At 36.6% G+C, this 22,737-nt stretch carries 17 protein-coding genes; 5 read left to right on the forward strand and 12 right to left on the reverse strand.

Annotated elements, in window-relative coordinates; translation table 11 throughout:
* Positions 1-8 precede the first annotated feature (8 nt).
* The 4 genes from FT993_RS10445 to aroC all read right to left on the reverse strand — a co-directional run bounded on the left by FT993_RS10445 (position 9) and on the right by aroC (position 4,496).
* Complete coding sequence (locus tag FT993_RS10445; protein WP_147862495.1) at positions 9-929, reverse strand: hypothetical protein; 921 nt, start codon at positions 927-929, stop codon at positions 9-11.
* Between the two features lies 1 nt (position 930).
* Positions 931-2,046: a lamin tail domain-containing protein gene (locus FT993_RS10450; protein ID WP_147862496.1), complete on the reverse strand. Its 1,116-nt coding sequence runs from the start codon at positions 2,044-2,046 to the stop codon at positions 931-933.
* A gap of 70 nt (positions 2,047-2,116) precedes the next feature.
* Positions 2,117-3,421, reverse strand: coding sequence for a dicarboxylate/amino acid:cation symporter (locus tag FT993_RS10455; RefSeq protein ID WP_147862497.1), 1,305 nt, complete (start codon positions 3,419-3,421; stop codon positions 2,117-2,119).
* Positions 3,422-3,434: 13 nt separating this feature from the next.
* Positions 3,435-4,496 (reverse strand): chorismate synthase, encoded by a 1,062-nt coding sequence (aroC, locus tag FT993_RS10460; protein WP_147862498.1) that lies wholly within the window; start codon positions 4,494-4,496, stop codon positions 3,435-3,437.
* A gap of 133 nt (positions 4,497-4,629) precedes the next feature.
* On the opposite strand from aroC, the gene FT993_RS10465 reads away from it, so the two are divergent.
* Positions 4,630-5,445, forward strand: coding sequence for a hypothetical protein (locus tag FT993_RS10465; protein ID WP_147862499.1), 816 nt, complete (start codon positions 4,630-4,632; stop codon positions 5,443-5,445).
* A gap of 14 nt (positions 5,446-5,459) precedes the next feature.
* Here the strand turns inward: FT993_RS10465 and FT993_RS10470 are convergent, their stop codons facing one another.
* Positions 5,460-8,372 (reverse strand): FAD-binding and (Fe-S)-binding domain-containing protein, encoded by a 2,913-nt coding sequence (locus tag FT993_RS10470; protein ID WP_147862500.1) that lies wholly within the window; start codon positions 8,370-8,372, stop codon positions 5,460-5,462.
* Between the two features lie 46 nt (positions 8,373-8,418).
* On the opposite strand from FT993_RS10470, the gene FT993_RS10475 reads away from it, so the two are divergent.
* Positions 8,419-8,931 (forward strand): hypothetical protein, encoded by a 513-nt coding sequence (locus FT993_RS10475; protein WP_147862501.1) that lies wholly within the window; start codon positions 8,419-8,421, stop codon positions 8,929-8,931.
* On the opposite strand, the gene bshA is transcribed toward FT993_RS10475, so the two are convergent.
* From bshA to FT993_RS10510, 7 genes are read right to left on the reverse strand one after another with little or no spacing between them, the layout of a single operon-like run.
* Entirely contained in the window at positions 8,928-10,061 is a 1,134-nt protein-coding gene (gene bshA / locus FT993_RS10480; RefSeq protein ID WP_147862502.1) for an N-acetyl-alpha-D-glucosaminyl L-malate synthase BshA, read from the reverse strand. The two genes, FT993_RS10475 and bshA, sit on opposite strands and share 4 nt — an antisense overlap.
* Positions 10,062-10,072: 11 nt before the next feature.
* Entirely contained in the window at positions 10,073-12,991 is a 2,919-nt protein-coding gene (locus tag FT993_RS10485; RefSeq protein ID WP_147862503.1) for a glycoside hydrolase family 3 N-terminal domain-containing protein, read from the reverse strand.
* A 21-nt stretch (positions 12,992-13,012) separates the two neighbouring features.
* Positions 13,013-13,495 carry an ABC transporter ATPase gene (locus FT993_RS10490; protein ID WP_147862504.1) on the reverse strand — a complete coding sequence of 161 codons (483 nt, stop codon included), beginning with the start codon at positions 13,493-13,495 and terminating at the stop codon, positions 13,013-13,015.
* 9 nt (positions 13,496-13,504) lie between these two features.
* Positions 13,505-14,314, reverse strand: a complete 810-nt coding sequence (locus FT993_RS10495; protein WP_147862505.1) for a (Fe-S)-binding protein — start codon at positions 14,312-14,314, stop codon at positions 13,505-13,507.
* A gap of 14 nt (positions 14,315-14,328) precedes the next feature.
* On the reverse strand, positions 14,329-15,672 hold the full coding sequence (locus tag FT993_RS10500; protein WP_147862506.1) for a (Fe-S)-binding protein: 1,344 nt from the start codon (positions 15,670-15,672) through the stop codon (positions 14,329-14,331).
* Between the two features lie 9 nt (positions 15,673-15,681).
* Positions 15,682-16,629 (reverse strand): MlaD family protein, encoded by a 948-nt coding sequence (locus tag FT993_RS10505; RefSeq protein ID WP_147862507.1) that lies wholly within the window; start codon positions 16,627-16,629, stop codon positions 15,682-15,684.
* A gap of 53 nt (positions 16,630-16,682) precedes the next feature.
* Positions 16,683-17,768 (reverse strand): N-acetylmuramoyl-L-alanine amidase, encoded by a 1,086-nt coding sequence (locus FT993_RS10510; protein ID WP_147862508.1) that lies wholly within the window; start codon positions 17,766-17,768, stop codon positions 16,683-16,685.
* A 134-nt stretch (positions 17,769-17,902) separates the two neighbouring features.
* Here FT993_RS10510 and FT993_RS10515 point away from each other — a divergent pair, with 134 nt between their 5' ends.
* Genes FT993_RS10515 through FT993_RS10525 form a run of 3 tightly spaced genes read left to right on the forward strand, consistent with a single transcriptional unit; the run spans position 17,903 to position 22,729 of the window.
* The gene (locus FT993_RS10515; protein ID WP_147862509.1) at positions 17,903-20,599 is read left to right on the forward strand and encodes a putative LPS assembly protein LptD; all 2,697 of its coding nucleotides are present in this window, start codon (positions 17,903-17,905) and stop codon (positions 20,597-20,599) included.
* Between the two features lie 13 nt (positions 20,600-20,612).
* Positions 20,613-20,993, forward strand: coding sequence for a Rid family detoxifying hydrolase (locus FT993_RS10520; RefSeq protein ID WP_147862510.1), 381 nt, complete (start codon positions 20,613-20,615; stop codon positions 20,991-20,993).
* A gap of 8 nt (positions 20,994-21,001) precedes the next feature.
* Entirely contained in the window at positions 21,002-22,729 is a 1,728-nt protein-coding gene (locus FT993_RS10525; RefSeq protein WP_147862511.1) for a sodium:solute symporter family protein, read from the forward strand.
* Positions 22,730-22,737 lie beyond the last annotated feature (8 nt).

Consider the following 22,737-nt stretch of genomic DNA (forward strand, 5'->3'; position numbering starts at 1 on the left):
AAAGAAAGTTAATTTCCACAAGTAACGCTCACGTTATCTATAGAAATATATTCTGTATCCTCATTGTTTTGTACCCGTACCCTTATAATTAAACTACTCCCTACTAAATTACTCACGCTAAGGGTTGTTGGGGGTATATCACCTATAAAAGTATGATTGGCGTTACCTTGACCGTTATAATTAGGTACTTCGATATAGGTTAGACCACCGTCAAGAGAATATTCTACATCAACATAATCATTGCCTCCGGTACAGTTAAAATCACCGGTATGGTTGGCATCATCGTATTCTAGGCTGTTGGTTGAACTAATGTCTATACTAAAGCTTACATTAGCATAGCCCACAATATCAATCGCTGGTTGGGTGGTATAGCGTAATGGCCCCCCAGTATCTCTAAAAGATAAATATTTATCGTTAGAAATACCTGCAACCTTAGCATAATCATCGGCATCAACTAGCGTTCCAGGATGGTTCGCTGTATTAGTACCAGCTGTAAAACTAGTTAATATAAAATTGGTAGTAGGGTAATCACCACTGGCAGAGTTTGTACCAGTAATTCCAGTATCTAAAGCATAAGCTTCAAAATCTTCTGTAAACAAAGCTCCGCCACCGCAATTTTTGGTAAAGCATTGAATGTTATGCCACTCTCCTATTTTGGCATCATAAATTTGCCAGCAGTAGGTGTTGCTAATTTCATCGTGAACATACACCATTAAACCATCGTCACGCATAGTTTCAGCATCGACTCTAATATTATTTCTTTGAGTTAGGGTGACTACGGGTAACTTTAAACCGCCAAATACCCCAGCGCTGTATTCTGCTTCTATATGCAGGGTACTGGCCGTAGAAGGATTATCGGTATTAAAACCTACTTGAGCCGTGGCAATATGGCACAATAAAAATATAAAGATGTAATAAAAATTTTTCATATTAATAAGTGTGTGAACCGATATCTGATACTTCGTCTATAGAAAAGCTATCAAAGTCATTACTATCATAAGTCGTACTTGGACCAAGACCAGGTTTTCTGCGCAGGGTTTCATCCTTAGCAAAATTTGGGTTATTGCTAGGCGGGTTTACCAATGAATCTGGACCTATAATATCAATTAAGGTTTCTGTTCCTCCTAGGGGTTGATAATACAATAAAACCGAATCATCACCATTGAAATTAAGACTGCCTGTTTGGGTGTCAACCTCTCCAGTGGCTAAAACATTCGCAGTATTAGCAATAACAAAAACATCACCGTCTATTAACGTGTTAGATGTTAGAGAAATTGGACCTGTGAGGTTACCAGTCTGTCTAAATATTCTAAGGTGATATTCACTTAAATTTACATCTTGCCCAGTGAAATTGGCAATTTCTATAATTTTATTGTAACTACTTCCTTCTACATACTCAGATATAAACAAATCGCTGGCTACGCCGCCTGCAGCTTCTATAGGGCCACGCAATGGTGAATCTACTGGGCTACCAATAAATTCTCCTGCTGAGGCAACAGGGGTTACGCGTACAAAGATAAATTTACCTACATCTGCCGTTTGCAGGGTGTAGGTACCAGTGGTTGTTACCCCTAAAGAAGTTGTATTGGTTCCTTGAGCGTCATCGGCAATAAACCATTCAAAAGTGGTAGTTCCCTCTGCATCATTTTCAATATCACTATAAGTATAATTCGCCGTTAAAATTTGGGTGTCTTCAATTATACCTGAGATAAACACATTGCTCGCGATGGGAGCATAGTTGGTTGGCATACAATATACGTCTGCCCAACTGCCGTTTATTCCATCATAGATTTGTAAACAACGCGTGTTGCCTTCTACATAATAAATAAGCATGCCTCCGTCGGCAGTGGTGGCTTTGTCCGAGATCTTATCGCGCTCGGTAGCGTCTACTGTAGGAATCAACAAGCCGCCATAATTTTTATTATTGTAACTGCTTTTTATTTCAAGTGCAGCCGCCGGGCTTGGACTATCGGTATTAATTCCTATTTGCGCAAAACTTGCCAAAGCCAGCAGATTGCATAAAATAAAGGGTAGTATTTTTTTCATAAATCCTGAATTACAGCTGTAAAGATATAAATTTTATTAATTAATAAAGAAAATGCTTCTTGCTAAGCGGTTATTTCTTATAATGATCATCCCAATTTTTTACAAAGGGGTGGTCTTTTAATTTTCCTACTGCTTTGGCTACTAGCATAGAAACCGAAGCATCTCCAGTCACATTTACCGTTGTTCTGCACATGTCTAAGGGTCTATCTACCGCAAAAATAAGCGCTAAGCCAGCTTCTGGAATACCCGCTTGAGCCAAAACAATCACCAGCATAACCATACCAGCACCCGGCACCGCAGCCGAGCCAATTGATGCCAAAGTAGCGGTAGCAATTATGCCTAATTGGGCACCCAAACTTAAATCCATACCAAAAGCTTGTGCAATAAAAACAGCCGCAACGGCTTGGTATAAGCTTGTACCATCCATATTAATGGTAGCTCCTATAGGCAAAACAAAACTACTCACCTCTTTTTCAACTCCTAAGTGCTCTTCTACCCTCTCCATAGTTACCGGTAAGGTTGCCGCGCTAGAACTGGTTGAAAATGCCAATAATTGTGCAGGTGAGATGCCATCTACAAAAAACTTAGGCGAGCGTTTGGTGAATAACCATACAATGAGGATATAAAAACAGATCATGAGCAGCAAGCCTAAGATTACTGTGAGCGTATACATACCCAATGCGGCAAATAAATCGGTGCTAGGTGACTCGACTACCAAGGCTGCTAATAGCGCAAAAACTCCATAGGGAGCAAAAAGCATAATGATATCTATCATTTTAAGAATCACCTCATTAAATCCGTCAAAGAAATCTTTCACGGGTTGCGCTTGTTTTTCAGGAATTAAAATGAGTCCGATACCAAAAAAGATGGCAAAGAAAATAACCTGCAGCATATTTTCATTCTTCCCGGCCGCACCTACGATGTTAGAGGGTACAATATCTTCAAGAGCTTGCAACGGACCCGCTTCTTTTTGTTTTTGTGCGTCTTTACGTTTTAATTCGGCATCGCCATCATAATTGGCAATCAATTCTTCTCGAGTTTCTTCGGTGATGCTATGTCCGGGCTTAATTAAATTCACTGCACCCAAACCTATACTTACCGCTATAACCGTGGTTAACACATAGGTTAAAATAGTACGCAAGCCCATTTGGGAGAGTTTTGATATATCTTTCAAATCTGATACTCCTTTAATCAGAGAAGCTAATATTAAGGGTACCGCAATTAGTTTCAAAGCATTGATAAAAATGTTTCCAAAAGGTTTTATCCAATCCTGTATAAAAGTGGGTCCCCAACCAAAATTACTAAGTACTAAGGCAAAAAGCACACCGGCCACCATACCGATAATAATTTGCCAATGCAGTGCAAGTTTTTTCATTAAATATAAATTATTATTTAGTAAATCTTTTTTGTAACAAATCAAAATCGGCAACGACCAATGCTGCCATCGCTTCAATTATAGGAACGGCCCGCGGAACCACACAAGGGTCGTGTCTACCTTTGCCTTGCATAACCACCGCTTTTTGGTTAATATCAACCGTGTTTTGTTTTTGCATAAGTGTGGCAACAGGTTTAAAAGCAACCCTAAAGTAAATGGGCATACCGTTGCTAATGCCACCTTGTACGCCGCCACTATAATTGGTTTGGGTACTTAAATCGGTATTAAAAAGATCGTTGTGCTCTGAACCGCGCATAGTAGCCGCAGCAAAACCACTTCCTATTTCAAAGCCTTTTACCGCATTGATTGATAGCATTGCTTTGCCCAATTGAGCGTGCAGTTTATCAAAAACCGGTTCGCCTAACCCGGCCGGAAGCCCCTTAATTTCACAAGCCACAACACCCCCAATAGTATCTCCCTCTTTACGTATTTTTTTAATTAGACGCTCCATCTCAATTGCTTTTTGAGCGTGAGGCACCCTTACCGGATTTTTTTCACGTTCCTCTATATTTAGGCCTTCGTTTGCATCTAATTGAATGGATCCTATCTGAGTGGTATAGGCAAAAAATGAAATATTTTTTAAATACAACTTGGCAATAGCACCGCCTACCACGCGACAAGCCGTCTCTCTGGCACTTGAGCGACCTCCTCCGCGATAATCGCGAATGCCATATTTTTTATCGTAGGTAAAATCAGCGTGACTGGGACGATAAACCGTCTTTATATGATCGTAATCTTTTGACTTCTGGTTGGTGTTATAAATAACAAAACCAATTGGCGTACCTGTAGTTTTCCCCTCAAAAATACCCGAATAAAAATGAACTTTATCCTGCTCTTTGCGTTGGGTAGTTATGGCCGATTGACCAGGTTTGCGTCGAGCAAGTTCGTCTGCAATAAAATTTTCATCTATACTAACACCAGCAGGGCAACCCTCTAGAATACCGCCAAGCGCCTCACCATGAGATTCGCCAAAAGTGGTTAATTTAAACAAGTTGCCAAAAGTATTTCCTGCCATAGTCAATTTTTACAAATGTAATTTTTTAATGCCAAAATTCAAACCTAAAATAATCTCATTCATTAAGAAGTGTTTACTACTAGGTGTTTATCGGTAAATTTTAATTAAATTTGTACTTATAAAAAATAAAACGATGCGATTAAAATTTGTTTTGCTTGGTTTTTTAGGCCTAGCTTTAGCCAGTTGTTCTTCAGACGAGGATAACGTAAACGATGTAAATTCTGGAAACTATTTTCCTTTATCCAATAATTATGTTTGGGAGTATGAAAATAAGAATACAGATGAAAGTACAGGTCTTGCCGAAAATATAATTATAGAAGAATTAACCGCTAACGCCTTAGGAGATAACCGTTTTGGCTTTACGTCTAGCCTAGAAGGCGATATCAATCAAGGTTTAGCCACTGGTATTTTAAGTCAAGGTACCTTAATCAAATCTAACGGGCAGTTGATTTATAATGGTAATTTTTCTTTTAGCCCTGACGGATTAGACACCGGTACTGATTTGAACATACCCATACAAAACCTAATTATTTACGATAAAAATAAATCTACAGGAGGCGTTTTATCAAGCGTTAAACAACAACTTGACCAAAACATTGTAATCGAAGGCTCTTCTGTACCGATTACTATTGATGTAGAATTAAAAACCATTCAGAATGCTTTTATCGAACAATTTAATGCGGGCGGTATTACGTATGAGGATATCTTGAAGACATCTTTGGTGTTAGAATTGAAAATTGATGCCAATTTATTTATTCCCGTAAATATCTTACCCCAACAAGAGGTATTTACCCAAGTGAATTTCTTCGCAGAAGACATTGGTCTTATTTTTAGCGAAAGCGATTTAAATTATAATTTTAGTGATGCAATAGGACAAATAGCGCCTAGTTTTCCTACTAGCGGATCACAAAGTTCTTCTCAAACTATAGTAAACTATTACTTTAAGTAAAAGCAAGTAGATTATTATAAAAGAGCATTATAAAGCACCTCGATGGGGTGCTTTGCTTTTATAGGGCTGCAATGTTTAATCTGTTCTCGGCAACTTGTACCGTTAGCTACAATTAGGGTTTCTTCATCTAAATTTTTTAATTTTCCCATCAGGTTTTGCTCGGCCATTTTTAGACTTATGGCATAATTTTCTTTTTCATATCCAAATGAACCCGCCATGCCACAACATCCCGTAGCCATTAGCTTTACGGAATAGTTTTTGGGTAAATTTAATATTTTAAAGGTGTCTTGAGACTGTCCTAAAGCTTTTTGATGGCAATGCGTGTGAATCTTAATCGTCTTTTTTTCTCTAGAAAATGCATTAGTCTTTATATGTCCTCTATCGATTTCTTTTGCCAGAAATTCCTCTAATAAAAAAGTTTTTAAGGCAAGTTGCTTAGCTTTTTTTGGATTAGGATGCAATTTAATGTACTCATCTCTAAAAGTTAAAATAGCACTTGGTTCTATACCCACTAATACTGCATTGTGAGGCATTATCTCTGTAAAGTGATTTACATTAAAAACAGCCAGTTTTTTGGCTTGTTTAAGAAAGCCCTTAGATAAAAATGCACGTCCACTAGCTTTATGGGCAGTTACAACCACATCATATCCTAATCTTTCCAATAATTTCGAAGCTGTAAAACCTATCATAGGATCAAGTAAATCTGTAAATTCATCGATAAATAAATAAACAGGCGTTGCTTGTTGATTTGAAATTTGTTGCTTATGCCTACTTTTAAGCATTGCCCTTAGCGATTTTTTAGCAGTCACAGGCAATTCCCGTTCTGGAGCGATTGCTAAGCCTTTTTTTAGTAATTTTTGTAGCCAATTTACCTGAATAAACCAATTGAATGCTTGAGAGGCTTTAAGTAATTTATGCTGGTAGGCAAATACGTAATCTGATAATGGCCTGGAATTGTTTTTATAAAAATGAAATAAAGCTTCACTTTTATAAGTCGCCATATCTACATTCGATGGGCATTCTTTTTTGCAAGCTTTACAACTTACACATAAACTTAAAACTTCTTTAACCATCTTATTGTTTAACGGATTCTTTTGGTCTGGATAGGTTAATAACTCACGTAACAAATTGGCCCTTGCGCGTGTGGTATCTCGTTCATTTTTCGTAGCCCGATAGCTCGGGCACATTACTCCACCTGCCCCTATTCCCTTTCGGCAGTCACCACTCCCATTACATTGCTCAACTTCATTCAAGAAATCACGCCCAAAATTAAACGCTGTAGGTAAATCAGCAGGTTTTGCTTTTTCAACATCATAGCGTAGACTTTGTGTCATAGCTTTAGGTTGAATGATCTTATGTGGATTAAAGATTTTATCTGGATCGAACCATTCTTTAACCTGTTGCATTAAATTCATTACTTGAGGTCCTAAAATTTCGGGTAAAAATGGAGAACGCACTCTGCCATCTCCGTGTTCACCACTAAAGGAACCACGATATTGCTTTACCAACAAGGCTACTTCGCGGGTTATTTTTTCAAATAACACAATATCTTCTTTTTGCTTTAGATCTAATATTGGCCTTAAATGTAACTCTCCCGCTCCAGCGTGAGCATAATAAACAGCTTGTTGCTGGTATTTATTCATAATGGCAGTGAAGTCCTTAATATAGGAGGCTAGATCGGTTAAGCGTACCGCTGTATCTTCAATACAAGCCACTGCCTTCTTATTTAATTTTAGATTAGCCAATAAACCTAAGCCGGCTTTTCGCAATTCAATTGCTTTGAGAATATCTTCGTTATATAAAACAGGCGAGGCATAAGCTTTTGTATGTTGGTTAAGTTTTTCTTGTAAAACATTCAATTGCTTTTGAAGGCCTTCTGATGAATCACTTCGCAACTCACATAGCAATATGGCTCCAGGGTCACCTTGTATAAAAAATCTACTCGTTTGATAAGTAAGATGACCTTTGGTACAATCTAAAATGGTTTTGTCCATCAATTCACACATGTATAAATTCGACTGCATGGCCGTTTCTACAGCCTCAAGCGCATCGGTCACATTATAAAAATGTACGGCAAGCATAGCCTCATTAGCGGGAGGTAAATCATCTAAAGCCAATTCAGCTTCCAAAATAAAAGCTAAAGTACCCTCGCTACCACAAATTAATTTAGCTAAATTAAAAGATTCTCCCTTTTCATTAAAAGGCTTTTGATTCATCAAGATATCGAGGGCATATCCTGTATTGCGCCTGTGAATTTCAGGATGTGGATAAACTTCCCGAATATTCTTTTGGTTATTTGAATTTTGTAATAAACTTAATATTTGTCGATATAAATTACCCTCCCAAGTCTGGTCCTGTTGCAGGTGTTGGAGCTCGCTAACATTTTTTGATGTTAAACGAATCACTTGTCCAGTATGTAAAACTACTTTTAAAGCAATCAGTTTATCGCGTGTGGTACCATATTGAATTGAAGTAGTACCACTACTATTATTACCAATCATTCCGGCTATTGTACAACGGTTGGAGGTACTAGTATTTGGACCAAAAAAAAGTTGAAACGGTTTTAAAAGCTGATTTAATTCATCTCGCACTACCCCACCTTGCACCACGGCTTTTTTTTGTTCAGCGTTGATTTCTATAACGCGATTAAGGTACCGGGAACAGTCAATTACTATGCCTTTTCCTGTTGTTTGACCCGCTAAGGATGTACCTGCAGCACGAGGTATTACCGCAATTTTATTTTTTTGCGCAAATTTAATCAGTAAAACTACATCGGCATCGCATTTAGGAAAGGCCACAGCCAAGGGAATTTCTCTATACACAGAGGCATCGGTAGCATATATTTTTTTGTATAAATCACCAGTGTAAATTTCACCTTCTAAGGTATTTTGCAAACCTAACAATTGTGATTTTTTTAAAATTTTCATGAGTACTAAGTATTAGCCAAATATATATATTTGAATAAAAAAAAGTATGATACGATTTGTTTTCTCTGGAATTCTTTTAATGATTCTTTCATTTACAGGTCTTAATGCTCAGAATAGCGGTTTAATCGCTAAAAATGCTCTAGGTCTTCGTTTAGGTGGCGGCGACGGGTTTGGTGCTGAAATAAGTTATCAAAGGCAAATTGGGTCGCCTAATAACAGGCTTGAAGCCGATTTGGGTTGGAGAAATGATAGCTATTTTGATGCTTTTAAACTAACTGGTTTATATCAATGGGTTTGGAATATTGAAGGCGGATTCAACTGGTATGCTGGTGTAGGTGGTGGCTTGGGCAGCGTAGAAGATAATCGCTATTTTAAAAATGGTTACCGCCCAAACGATGGTATGTTTCTATTTGTAGCTGGTGATATAGGCATTGAATACAACTTTGATATACCTTTAATGATTTCGCTAGATTTTAGACCTGAGATAGGTTTTAATGACTACGATGTAATGAACAACTTTATTCCGGATATCGCTTTAGGTGTACGTTACCAATTTTAAGCCTTTTTACGGTTTATTGCCTTGTGATATACACTTTCATATTGAGGGATAATTTTCTCAAGATCAAACGCCAAAGCCTGCTGATATGCATTTTTCTTAAATGTCTGCAGGTTTTCATCATTTTTTAAGATATGGATTCCTTTTTTAGCCATATCCTCTACCGCTCCAACATCACTAAGATAACCTGAGAAACCGTTTTTATTCACTTCAGGAATACCACCGGTATTCGATGAAATTACAGGTACTTTGTTTATCATTGCTTCCAAAGCCGCTAAACCAAAGCTTTCATTTTTAGATGGTAGTAAAAACAAATCCGAAAGGCACAAAATCTTTTCTACTTCATTACTAGCTCCCATAAATAAAATTTTATTTCTTATACCTAACGAATGAGCTAATTCTTTAGCGGGTTGTACTTCGGGGCCTTCTCCTACCATAATGAGTTTAGCCTTCATTTCTTTTTGTATGTGGTAAAATATTTTAACCACATCATCTATTCTTTTCACTTTTCTAAAATTACTAACATGGGTAATTATGCGTTCATCATCTTGAGCCATTAAAGAACGTTGACATTCATTAATTGGATTAAGATACTTTTGTGAATCTATAAAATTAGGAATTACTTGTATAGGACTTGTCACATCAAATAATCTAAGGGTGTCTAACTTTAAACTTTCAGACACTGTGGTTACATAATCGCTGTTGTTTATGCTGAATGTAACTGCTGGCTTGTAATAAGGGTGATTTCCCACCAAAGTAATATCTGTTCCGTGAAGTGTGGTTACCATTGGCAATTCAATACCTTCTTGTGCTAGCATCTGCTTGGCCATATAACCCGCGTATGCGTGCGGAATAGCATAATGCACATGCAACAAGTCTATTTTATGTAATTTTACCATATCTACCAGCTTGCTCGAAAGTGCTAATTCATAGGGTTGGTAATGAAACAACGGATACTCGGGCACATTCACCTCGTGAAAATGAATATTACTAGACAATTGTTCGAGCCTAACCGGTTGTTTATAGGTGATAAAATGAACAATATGTCCTTTTTTTGCTAAAGCCATTCCTAACTCGGTTGCAACAACACCACTTCCACCAAAGGTTGGATAACATACTATACCTATATTCACTTATTCAATTTCTAGTTAATAATTCCTTTATATATAATTGCTTGAATTTTTGTGCGTACATCTTCTGTAATCAACAAACGATTTCCTGCATCAGGAAAAGTTCTATTCGATAAAAATACGTAAACTATTTGTTCTTCTGGGTCTGCCCAAGCATAAGTTCCGGTAAAACCACTATGACCAAAACTGTTCATTGATAGACAGCCGCAGGTTGGACCTACCGATCCTAACTGAGGTTTATCAAAACCAACTCCTCTACGTACGTCTTCATCGCAATAATAGCAGGTATTAAAACTGCTTATGGTAGATGATTTAAAAAAACGTTTACCGCCATAGGTACCCCCATTTAAATAAACCTGCATAAGTTTAGCTACATCATTGGCGTTACTAAATAATCCTGCGTGCCCTCCAACGCCACCTTGCATAGCAGCACCTTGATCATGAACATAACCTTGCACCCGCTGCTCTCGCCAATAATTATCATCTTCTGATGGAGTAATTTGTTGCTTATTAAACCGATTGAGCGGTAAATAACCTGTAAAATTAGCTCCTAAAGGCTCATAAAAATGCTTTTGAGTTAAATCGGCTAAAGACTGTTCATAATATTCTTCGAGATAATGTTTAAGAATATAATAAGGTAAATCACTGTATTTGTAATTTTTCTTAGCCCGTAGCGGACTTTCCTTAATGATATTAAAAAGGGTATCGGCATAATCTGTTCGCATAAACATATTATCGGCTACCTGAATATTATGCAAGAGATCTTTTTCTTTGCGAAAGTAAATTTTTGAAGCCTTATTCGTAAGGCTGTCTAGTGTTCCTATATAGAATGGAATCCAGGCTTTCAATTGAGCATAATGACTCAACATGCTCTTTACGTCTATATTCGCCTTATTAGAATCTTTAAAATCTTTAATAAGCTCTGCCAAGGTGGTATCAAGATTCAAGATTCCTTTTTCATATTGCTCCATTACCAAAGGTAAGGTGGCCAAAATTTTCGTTAGCGATGCCAAATCGTAGATGCTTTGGCTAGTTACAGGCTTTTTTTTTTCGTAAGTATGAAAACCTACATTTTTATCATAAACCACCCTTCCTTTTCGCGCAATGAGTACTTGCGCTCCGGGGGCCATTTTTTTTTTGACCATATCGTTTAGTATGCTATCAATTTCCTTAAAATTGATACTGCGCATACCTACACTTTCTGGTGTACCATAAGAAAGTCTGTGCACCTTAGACAATATAAAACCTGTACCTTCTGGAAATTCTTTACCTAAACTTACCGGCAATTTTCCTTGAATACTTAGACCGCCAAATATAGCTTGAGCTACTTTTTCTTGTGCCAGTTTACTGTTTTGATATCCTAAAATAATAGCATTTATATTGATGGTGGTTTTCAAATCGATAATAGAATATGGGCGCGCAAAAGAAGCTAGAATTACTTCATTTTTTCTGGCAATCTCATACAGCCAAATCTTCTCGTTTAAAGTGTATTTATATGATTTCCAAGGATTAGCATTATCTGTATGATGCCCTACGATTACCAAATTATAAGCTTTAAGTTTTTCTAGCAATTCACTAAGGCTATCTGCCTTAACTTCATCTACTTGCGTATATTTATTCAATGTTTTCAAAAATGCTTCTCCAGAATCCTTACCTAATTTTACATAGGCAATTTTCTTTTTTTCTAAATCCTGTATCGGTAAAATGGCTTTATCATTCTTTACTAAAGTGATAGCTTTCTCTATCAATTCTTCATAAATCACATCATTTTCGTGTGCATTCAAATCTTCGTGTAAACCTTCTAATTTGATAGGTTTATATTCATGTAGACCGGCTTTGTATTTAGCCATTAAAATCTTTTTTACTGAATGTGCCAAACGCTCTTCAGTAATCTCTTTTTTAACATAAGCTGCTTTTAATCGTTGGTGAGCTGCGGGAATATTTTCTGAGATCAATAATATATCATTTCCTGCTTTGAATGCTGCAAGGTCTATTTCGCCCGGTTCATCAAAGTCAGCTACTCCGCGCATATTTAAAGCATCGGTAAAAATCAAACCTTTATACTGGTATCTAGTTTTTAAAAGATCGGTTATAACCGCCTTGCTTAAAGAGGTGGGAATATTGTCTTCTTGCAAAGCAGGTACATTTAAATGGCCAACCATTATACTTGAAACACCATTCTTTATTAATTCCCTAAAGGGGAATAATTCAACACTATCTAATCGCTGTCTAGTAAAATCTAGATAAGGCAAACTTTTATGAGAATCGGTATGGGTATCGCCGTGTCCGGGAAAATGTTTAGCGCTGCTCAAAACATTTTCACTATGCATCCCTTGCATAAAGGCAATAGCTTGTTGGGTGATTTTTTGCACATTTTCACCAAAAGAACGATTACCAATAATTGGGTTTGCTGGGTTTATGTTTACATCTACTACAGGTGCAAAATTAAAATGAACGCCTAAACGTTTGTTATGCTTAGCGATTTGTTTTCCTGCTTCATAAATTAAATCTGGATCTTGAATAGCACCCAAAGTCATATTCCACGGAAAAGAATAAGTAGAGTCTAAGCGCATAGCCAGACCCCATTCGGCATCCATGCCAATTAATAAAGGTACTTTAGCTTTTTCTTGTAACCGATTGTGCATTTTTGCCTGCCGTCCTGGCCCACCTTTAGAAAAAATTACACCACCAATATGATAGTTTTTTATCAGTGCAGCAAGATTATTTTCGGCTGGTTTTCCCTTACTTGAGAAAATATCAGCCATAAACAATTGTCCAATTTTTTCATCAAGCGTTAAATTTTGGTATACAGAATCTACCCAGGCTTTTTGTAAAATTGGGTTTTTAGCTTCAAGCGGATTTTTTTGCTGCGCATTTAAAGAAAATTGCATACATACAAGGGTAGCGAAAGCAATTAAGAAATATCTGGGCATAGTAGAAACTTCTTTAAACGGTTATAAAAATCGATTGTGCCAACTTTCTTCTAATGGAATCTCCCAATCTGTCTCTAATTCTTTTTTAATATTGACTAAGTTGTTAAACACGATGGTTTTACCAGAAACTGACTTGTTTTTCACTAATTTTTTAAAATCAATTAATGGTTTATAAGCCAAATATTCTCCTTGTTTAAAGGTAACATTCATTTTATCGAGTAAATCGACAGCATATTTTGTCTCAAGTTCTTGAATAAATCGAACAGAGGTATCAATGCTGCATCCACTAGCCTGTGCACTAGCGGCATCTACGCCAAGAATGATAAAGCGTTTGTATTTTATCAAAAAACTAGCTTTTAATCCAGTGCCGTGCGCGGCCCAGTTATCTACAAAGTTTTTTAGCGACATTTCTAATTCTTGTAGTTCTACATCCGTAAAAGACCTACTTGCCTGATAAATCCATATTTTTGATTCATCGGCTAATGCGTTAAATTCTACCCACATATTTTTGATTTACAGATCTTGTGCTTGTGCTATCATTTCGGCTACATCAAGCACTTCTACTTCATTTTCTTTATTCTTGTTTTTTACTCCGTCTGTCATCATCGTATTACAAAAAGGACAACCGGCTGCAATGGCTTCAGGTTTAGTTTCTAAAGCTTGTTCTGTTCTTAATACATTCACATCTTTATTCCCTTTTTCTGGTTCTTTAAACATTTGGCCACCACCTGCACCACAACATAGCCCTTGGCTTTTGCACTTACGCATCTCAAGTAGCTCTACTTCTAACTTTCTAAGCAAGTCACGTGGCGCTTCATATTCGTTGTTGGCACGGCCTAAGTAACAAGGGTCGTGAAAAGTTATTCTTTTTCCTTTAAATTTACCGCCTTCTACGCGTAGGCGACCTTCTTCCATCAAACTTTTTAAAAATTGAGTATGATGTACAACTTCATAATTTCCGCCTAATTCTGGGTATTCATTTTTTATGGTATTAAAGCAATGCGGACAAGCGGTAACAATTTTTTTAACCTCATAGCCATTTAGCACCTCAATATTCATCGCTGCTTGCATTTGGAACAAAAACTCATTCCCCGACCTTTTAGCCGGATCTCCTGTACAACTTTCTTCGGTTCCTAATACGGCATAGTCGACTTTTGCTTTGGTTAAAAGTTTTATGAAAGCTTTGGTTATTTTTTTTGCACGATCATCAAAACTACCCGCACAACCGACCCAAAAAAGAACTTCTGGTTTTTTTCCTTGCGCCATATATTCGGCCATGGTAGGTACTTTAATTTTCTCTGTATTTATATTATCTGTATTCATCGCTATATTCTATTTTAATTTTCGTTAGCCCAGTTTAATCGATCCATTTGATTATAAGGCCAAGGTGCTCCATTATTCTCTATATTACCCATGGCAACATTTAATTCATTAGGCGCTGCACTTTGTTCCATAACTAAATACCTTCGCATATCTAAAATAATAGATAAAGGGTCTATACCAATAGGGCAAGCCTGTACACAAGCATTACAAGTTGTACATGCCCAAAGCTCTTCTCGGGTTATATAATCATCTAATAATTGTTTACCATCTTCCTTTGGGTCTTTTTTAGCATCTATTTGTTTACTCACTTCCTGCAAGCGATCACGAGTATCCATCATAATTTTACGCGGAGATAATTTCTTACCCGTTTGGTTGGCCGGACATTCTGATGTACACCTACCGCATTCTGTACAGGTGTAGGCATTAAGCAATTGCACCTGATTCAAATCAAATACGTCACTTGCTCCAAATTTTTCGGGCTCTGCTGCTTCATCGTCTCCACTTGGAGCTGCAAATGGATCAGCGTTAGGGTCCATCATCAAGGCTACCTCTTGTTTTACCGATTCTAAGTTATCCATCTCCCCTTTGGGTTGTAACTTAGCTAAATAGGTATTAGGAAAGGCAAGCAAAATATGTAAATGCTTTGAGTAGTATAAATAATTTAGGAAAAACAAAATACCGAAAATATGTAACCACCAAGCCGAACGCTCAACTAAAATTAAGCTTGATTCTGATAATCCCGCTAGAAGCGGACTTATATATTGACTCACAGGAAAAGCGCCGACTATAGATCCGTCTTGTTGGGCATAATGTGCAGCACCAGAAAGTTGTAATTGGTAATCTGCGGCATTCATTAATAAAAACAAGCCCATAAGTATCATCTCAAAATAAAGAATATAGTTGGCATCATCTTTTGGCCAACCTTTCATCTCGTTGGCCCAGAAACGTGTTATTTTTATGGCATTTCTTCTAAGCCAAAATACCACTACCCCCACAAATACCAATAATGCTAATATTTCAAAAGTACCGATTAAAAAATTATAGAAACCACCCATAAAAGACAAAACCCGGTGCGTACCAAAAAGACCATCGATTATAATCTCTATAACTTCAATATTTATAATAATAAAACCAACGTATACTATTATATGTAAGATACCGGCAATTGGCCGAACCACCATTTTTGATTGTCCTAAAGCAACTTTTGCCATTTGCTTAAAACGATCACCTTTTCGGTCGGTGCAATCAACTGTTTTACCTAGTTTAATATTGCGAATTAACTTCTTGATATTTAGGGTAAAAAAGCCAACGCCCAATACAAGGGCGATGAAAAATAGTATTTGTCCTATAATTGCCATATTTTAAATTTATTTAAGAGAGTCTTTTGGTTTTTCGTAAGCTTTATTTTTTTTCCCGAATAACGAAAAATGTACGTATCGTTTAGGATTTAGTTTTAAATCCTGTAGCAATTGTTCTAATTGTCGGGTTGCACGATCCATATTATCATAAATAGTAGGGTCTTTTAAAAGTTTACCAGCTGTACCTTTTCCTTGGTTCAGTTCACTGGCAATACTTTTAAAATCGTGAATTGCGGTTTCTAAATCACGTGTAATTTGTGCAATATCAACTTGCGAAAGACTATCGCTTAGTTTGCTTAAATTAGCCGTGGTTTTATCAATATTACTAAGAGTTCTACTAAGCTTATCTTCATTGTTTTTAAGCATATTATCTGTTCTCCCTGTAATATTTTTGAAATTTTCTGAAATAGAATTAAAGTTTGCAAGACTTTGCTTAAGGTTTTTTCGTGTTTCAGCGTTTAATATATCATTAAACGCAAAAAGAACTGAATCTGTACTACTGATGGCTTTTTCGACTTTATTTTGTAATGGCGTAAGTCTATCGTTCACTAGCTCTAATAAACCTTCATCTATTTCTCCAGGTAAAGTGTCTCCAGATTTAGCTATAGGGCCATCGTATTCAGGTAAAATGGCCAAACTTTTTCCACCTATAATACCGCCACCATAGATTTGAGCTTTACTTGTTTTTGAAAATTGAAACTCATTTTGGACATTCATACTCACCAAAATGGCTCCTGTTTTATTTAAGAATCGAATGCCCGAAACCGTACCCACTTGCAATCCGTTAATGGTAACTGGGGATGAAGGAGCGAGCCCTTCAACATCTTCATATACCGCGTAAAATGTTCTGTTATTTTCTAGTAAGTTATTTCCTTTTAAAAAATTATACCCAAATATCAATAGGGCTATAGCCAATAAGGCCAGTAATGCTGTTTTAACTTCTTTAGATATTTTCAATTGTAGCGGATTTAAGAATTAACAAATTTAGGAATTAAAAATAGAAAATGCTTTTATTTCCGCTTAGTTTTTAACGCGTCATTAACGCTTACTTTATCCCCTCCTTTAAAAGCAACTAAAAAACTTTTGGAGAATCCAGCGCTTTTGGCCTGTTGTAATAATTGTTGAATCTCCTTATAATTGCTAGTATTACCATAGTAATATTTATAGAGCTTGCCTTCTAATTTACGCGACACACCTTTTAAACCTTTAAAATTATATGGAGCTAATTCAAGTGGCTTGCTACCCGCTGCAATTTGCACCATAAAGGTAACAGAAGGGTATTCTTCTTTTCTACCTTGGTTTTCTTTTTTATAGTTTACTTCTGTAGCGCTAAGGTTTATACTGTTTTTATAATCTACTATTCCTTCGGCTATAGAAATAGCCATTTTGGCCTGGCCTGCAGGAGAATTTAAATAACGACCTTCTTGTTTATTGGTTAAAAAACCAGTTTCTACTAATACACTGGGCATAAAGGTCTTGCGAAGCACCAAAAAACCAGCTTGCTTTACGCCACGATTTACACGTTTAAGAGTGTTTGTAAACTGTTTTTGCACATAATCAGCTAATAGGATGCTTTGATCTAAATATTCTTCTTGCATCAAGGTCATACCTATGTACGATGCAGGAGAACTTGGATCGAAACCATCATAAACCACTTCATAATCATCTTCTAAATAAATCACAGAGTTTTCTTTCATCGCAATCTTTAGGTTGTCTTCATTACGATGTAAACCTAAAACAAAAGTTTCTGTACCTTGTGCGTTACTACTATGAGCATTGCAATGAACAGAAACAAATAAATCAGCATCAGCGTCATTGGCAATCTTCGCTCTATCGTCTAAGGTTACAAGTGTATCTGTCGTTCTTGTGTAAAGTACTTTTATATCTTTATCTTTTTTTAAGATCTTCCCTACTTCCAGAACCACCTTTAAAGCAATATCTTTCTCTTTGTAACCGTTTCCTCGATTTCCTGGATCTTTACCTCCGTGACCTGCATCTAAGACCACTACAAAGGTTTTATTTTGCGACCAAGCGAATTCCTGGTTTAGCAATAAAATTCCGCAAAGGAGAAAGAAATAAAGTGAAAACTTTTTCATAATGAATAGCTTAAGCTAATTTTTATTTGCCGATTTGTTTATTTTTAAAAATTAAGAACAACCCTTAAAAAAATATATGTAATTTTGGCTTTTCAAAAAGCAAGCCAAACAATACAAAAATAGCACTATAAGCATTGCAAACAAACTTATACCATATACTTTTCTCTTGTTTTTTTCTTTTCTTGTTTTTTAATTCGACGCAAGCTCAAGAAATTGATAGCACCCGTACCTTGCGCATTCCAGCAGAGCGAGAGGCGGTATTCCCTTTAAGCGATAGTCTTTTAAAAACCACGCCTGTAGTAAATTCTAATAATGCTATAAATCAAGAAGACAGTACTAAAACTAAATCTTTTTTAACCGATAATGTGATTAGTACGGCTAAAGATTATATGATGCTGGATGCTAAAAATAAAAAAGCTTATCTTTATAACGAGGCCAAAATTGTGTATGGTGATGTCACGCTTGAAGCTGGAAAAATAATATTAAATAATGCTACCAATGAAGTTTATGCTTTTGGTATCAAAGATTCTCTAGGAAATTATACGCAACGACCCGTTTTTTCTCAGGGTCAAAATATTGTTGAACCCGATAGTATCCGATTCAATTTTGACACTCAAAAGGCTTTGGTTTACAATTCGCGCACGCAGCAAGGCGAATTTAATGTCAAAGGAGCTATAACCAAAAAAGAAAACGATTCGGTTTACTTTATGCAAAATGTAAAGTTTACCACCGCAAAAGATATAGACAACCCCGAATATTATTTTAACGCAAGACAGGTTAAATTAGTTCCCGAAAAAAAGGTGATTACGGGTTTAGTAACCATGTACATCGCCGATGTGCCTACCCCGTTAATGTTGCCTTTTGGCTACTTTCCCTTAACCGATGAACGTTCTTCGGGTATTATCTTACCCTCTTTTGGAGATAACCAAAACAGAGGTTACTTTTTACAAAATGGTGGTTATTATTTTAATATTAATGAATATGTTGATTTAGCCGTTTTAGGTGATTATTACACCAACGGTAGTTTTGGCTTTAGAGCCGAATCAAATTATGCGCTGCGGTATAAATTTAGGGGTAATTTTAGCTTTAGATATGAAAAACTACTCAATAGCGAACCTGGTTTTCCCGATTATTCAGAAAGTTCTATTTATAACATTCGCTGGTCGCATTCACAAGACGCAAAAGCTAATCCGTCAAGCAGATTTCAAGCCTCTGTTAACCTTGGAAGCTCCCAATATTATCAAGAAAGTATCAATCAAACCAACACCGCGAATTTTCTGAATAACAACCTGAGTTCATCGGTATCTTACAGTAAAACCTTTAGTGGTTTCCCAGAGGTTAATTTAAACATTGCTGCCACCCACAATCAAAATACCAATACACAGGAAATCAATATGACCTTACCCAGCTTAAACGCAAGTATGTCTAGAATTTATCCTTTTGCTCCTAAAAATGGAACCAAGAAAGGTATTTTTGAAAATATTAATTTCCAGTACAGTTTACGAGGTGAAAATAGAATAAAAACGACCGATTCTCTTTTCTTTAAGCCACAAATGTTTAGAGATATGCAAAGCGGTATAAAGCATAGTATACCCATTGCCACAAATTTTAAACTGTTTAAGCATTTTAGTGTAAGTGCAGGAACAAATTTTGAAGAAAATTGGGTTTTTAAAACTATTGAGCAGCGCTATGATCAAGATACGCAAGCTGTTGTGCGCGATACCCTTAACGGATTTGATTCTTTTAGAACCTATAATTTTAGTTCTAGTATTGGAACAACTGTATACGGCCAAAAAAACTTTGGAAAAGATAAAAAAATTCAGGCTATTAGGCATGTAATTAGACCATCTTTAAGTTATACACTCACCCCCTCTTTTGATCAATTTTACGACACTTATTTGGTGCCAGCAACTTCTACCCTAGAGGCTAGAAATGTAAGTTATTCTAGATTTGAAGGCTCTTTATTTGGAGCGCCCGGAAACCGATATGCTAGTAGTATTGGGTTTAATGTAACCAATGATTTTGAAGCAAAGATAACCTCACGAGATACCACCGCAACAGAACCAATTAAAAGAAAGTTGCTTTCAAATTTTAGTTTAGGAACTTCCTACAATATGGCAGCCGATTCTTTAAAGCTACAACCAGTTGTAGTTCGAGGTTCACTGCCTGTCGTACAAGATAAACTTACCATAAATTTTAACGGTGCTTTAGATCCATACGCTTTAAACAATAGTAATGAGAGAATCGACAAGTGGAATATCAATAATGGTGGTAGTCTATTTAGATTAACAAGGGCACAGGCGAGTTTTAGTTATAGTTTCTCAAATAAAGATTTTGAGCGGGACCAAGATGAACAAACAGATGATCTTGAAAATGAATCGTTTAGAAATGGTGGTAGACCAGATGATTTATTTGGAAGATCGGCAGATTTTGACGGAAAACTCTATGAAGATGAGGAAGAAGAAGTGGTAGAAAATGAAACTAAGCGTTATAATTATAGTATTCCTTGGAATTTACGCATTGCTTATAGTATGACCTATGATAACCTAAGAAGAAATAACGAGATTTCGGGGCACTCTATTATGTTTAGTGGAGATGTAGAGTTGTCTCCTCGTTGGAAGGTTGGTGCCTCCTCGGGTTTCGATTTTGTTAATCCGGGTTTTACTTTTACTCAATTGCGTTTTCAACGTGATTTAGAAAGTTGGCGACTATCTTTTAATTGGACGCCTTTTGGTGATCGCGAATCTTGGTACTTTTTTATAGGTATTAAAGCTAATGTGCTACAAGATTTAAAATACGATAAAAATAGAGAAAGAGATAGACGCTTATAAAATAAGAATCATTATGAGAGAAATAATTAAAACCCCAGATGCCCCACAACCTATAGGACCTTACAATCAGGCTATTTTGGTAAAAGACACGCTTTATGTAAGCGGACAAATTGCTATAAATCCGGAAACGGGAGAACTAGAAACCCAAGATCTACGCAAGGAAACGCATCTTGTTATGAAAAACCTACAGGCCGTTCTAAAGGCCGCTGGAATGTCACTTCAAAATGTGGTGAAAACTTCCATTTTTATAAGTGATATGCATAACTTTAGTATAATTAATGAGGTGTATGCCACTTATTATGATGAATCGACTGCACCTGCCCGTGAAACAGTTGAAGTTGCTAATTTACCCAAATTTGTAAATGTAGAAATTAGCGCTATAGCTATTAAATAATCTCATTTATGCAACTAGCAGGTCTAGATTGGTTATTGATTATCGGATTTTTTATAATAAGCCTTGGCGTTGGTGTTCTAGTTTATTTCAAAGGTCAAAAGAACGTAGATAGTTATTTCTTATCTGGTAAAAATATGCCATGGTGGCTTTTGGGAGTTTCTATGGTGGCCACCACTTTTGCCGCCGACACACCAGGTCTAGTTGCGGGAATAGTAAGGAATGATGGGGTGTTTGGTAATTGGGTTTGGTGGAGTTTTTTACTTACCGGAATGCTAACTGTTTTCTTTTATGCCAAATTATGGCGTAAGAGTGATATCACAACCGATTTAGAATTTTATGAATTACGCTACAGCGGAAAAAGTGCCGCATTTCTACGTGGTTTTCGTGCCCTTTATTTAGGCGTATTTTTCAATATAGTTATTATGGCTGGCGTATGCTTAGCTGCCATTAAAATAGGCCACGTGATGTTTGGCTTCTCTGCTTTACAAACCCTTTTGGTGTCTTCTTTAATAACAGTTGTTTACTCACTTCTTGGCGGATTAAAGGGAGTATTAATCACAGATTTTATTCAGTTTTTTATCGCAATGGTCGGTAGCATTTGGGCTAGCATTTACATTATTAATTTACCTGAAATAGGCGGTTTAGATGCCCTGATTAACAATCAGATGGTACAACTAAAGATGCCTTTTTTTCCAGATTTTACCAAGCCAGAAGTTTATGTGCCGCTTTTACTTGTACCTTTAGCCGTTCAATGGTGGAGCGTTTGGTACCCTGGTGCAGAACCAGGCGGTGGCGGTTATATTGCCCAGCGTATGCTTGCCGCCAAAAATAAAAAACACGCAGTAGGAGCTACCTTATTTTTCACCATAGCTCATTATGCATTAAGACCTTGGCCTTGGATTATCATTGGCTTAGCTTCTATTATAATTTATCCCAGTACTGCTAGTTTGCAAGAAGCTTTTCCTAGTCTTGATAAGCATTTTATTAAAGATGATTTGGCCTATCCAGCCATGTTGAGTTTTCTACCTTCTGGCCTCTTAGGAATTGTAGTTACTTCTCTAATCGCAGCATTTATGAGTACTATTTCTACCCATCTCAATTGGGGAAGCAGTTATGTGGTTAATGATTTTTATGCACGTTTTGTAAACCCTAAAGCCACTGAAAAACAAAAAGTACGATTAGGAAGAATTTCGACTGTGATTATGATGCTTTTAGCCGCCTTATTGAGTTTGTTTTTAGAAGAAGCTAAAGAAGCATTTGATTTGCTTTTACAAATAGGTGCAGGCACCGGGCTGTTGTTTATTTTACGTTGGTTTTGGTACAGGATAAACCCGTATTCTGAAATCACAGCCATGCTTGTTTCATTCTTGATTGCGGTAGTATTTTTTATCAACGCAAAACTAGAAGCACCTTGGTTTGAATTGGCCAGCCATTATCAATTGGTTGTTGGGGTGGTTATTACAACCACTTGTTGGGTATTGGTAAGTTTGTTTACCCGACCAACCGACACTAAAACCCTACAAAAATTTGAAGAAAAAGTATTTGATGCCGGTAAAAAATTTGACTTCCTAAAACATAAAATACTGGCTTTTTTTAGTGGTGTTGTTGGTGTGTATGCCATTTTATTTGGTACAGGTTACTTGATTTATCAAAAACCAATACATAGTATTATCTGTTTTTTAATCGCTTTGGTGTGCGGATTGATAATTTTAAAATTTTGGAAGAAGCTAACTTAGATAAAAAC

It is taken from the genome of Mesonia sp. HuA40, assembly GCF_008017835.1.
Classification (GTDB): Bacteria; Bacteroidota; Bacteroidia; order Flavobacteriales; family Flavobacteriaceae; genus Mesonia.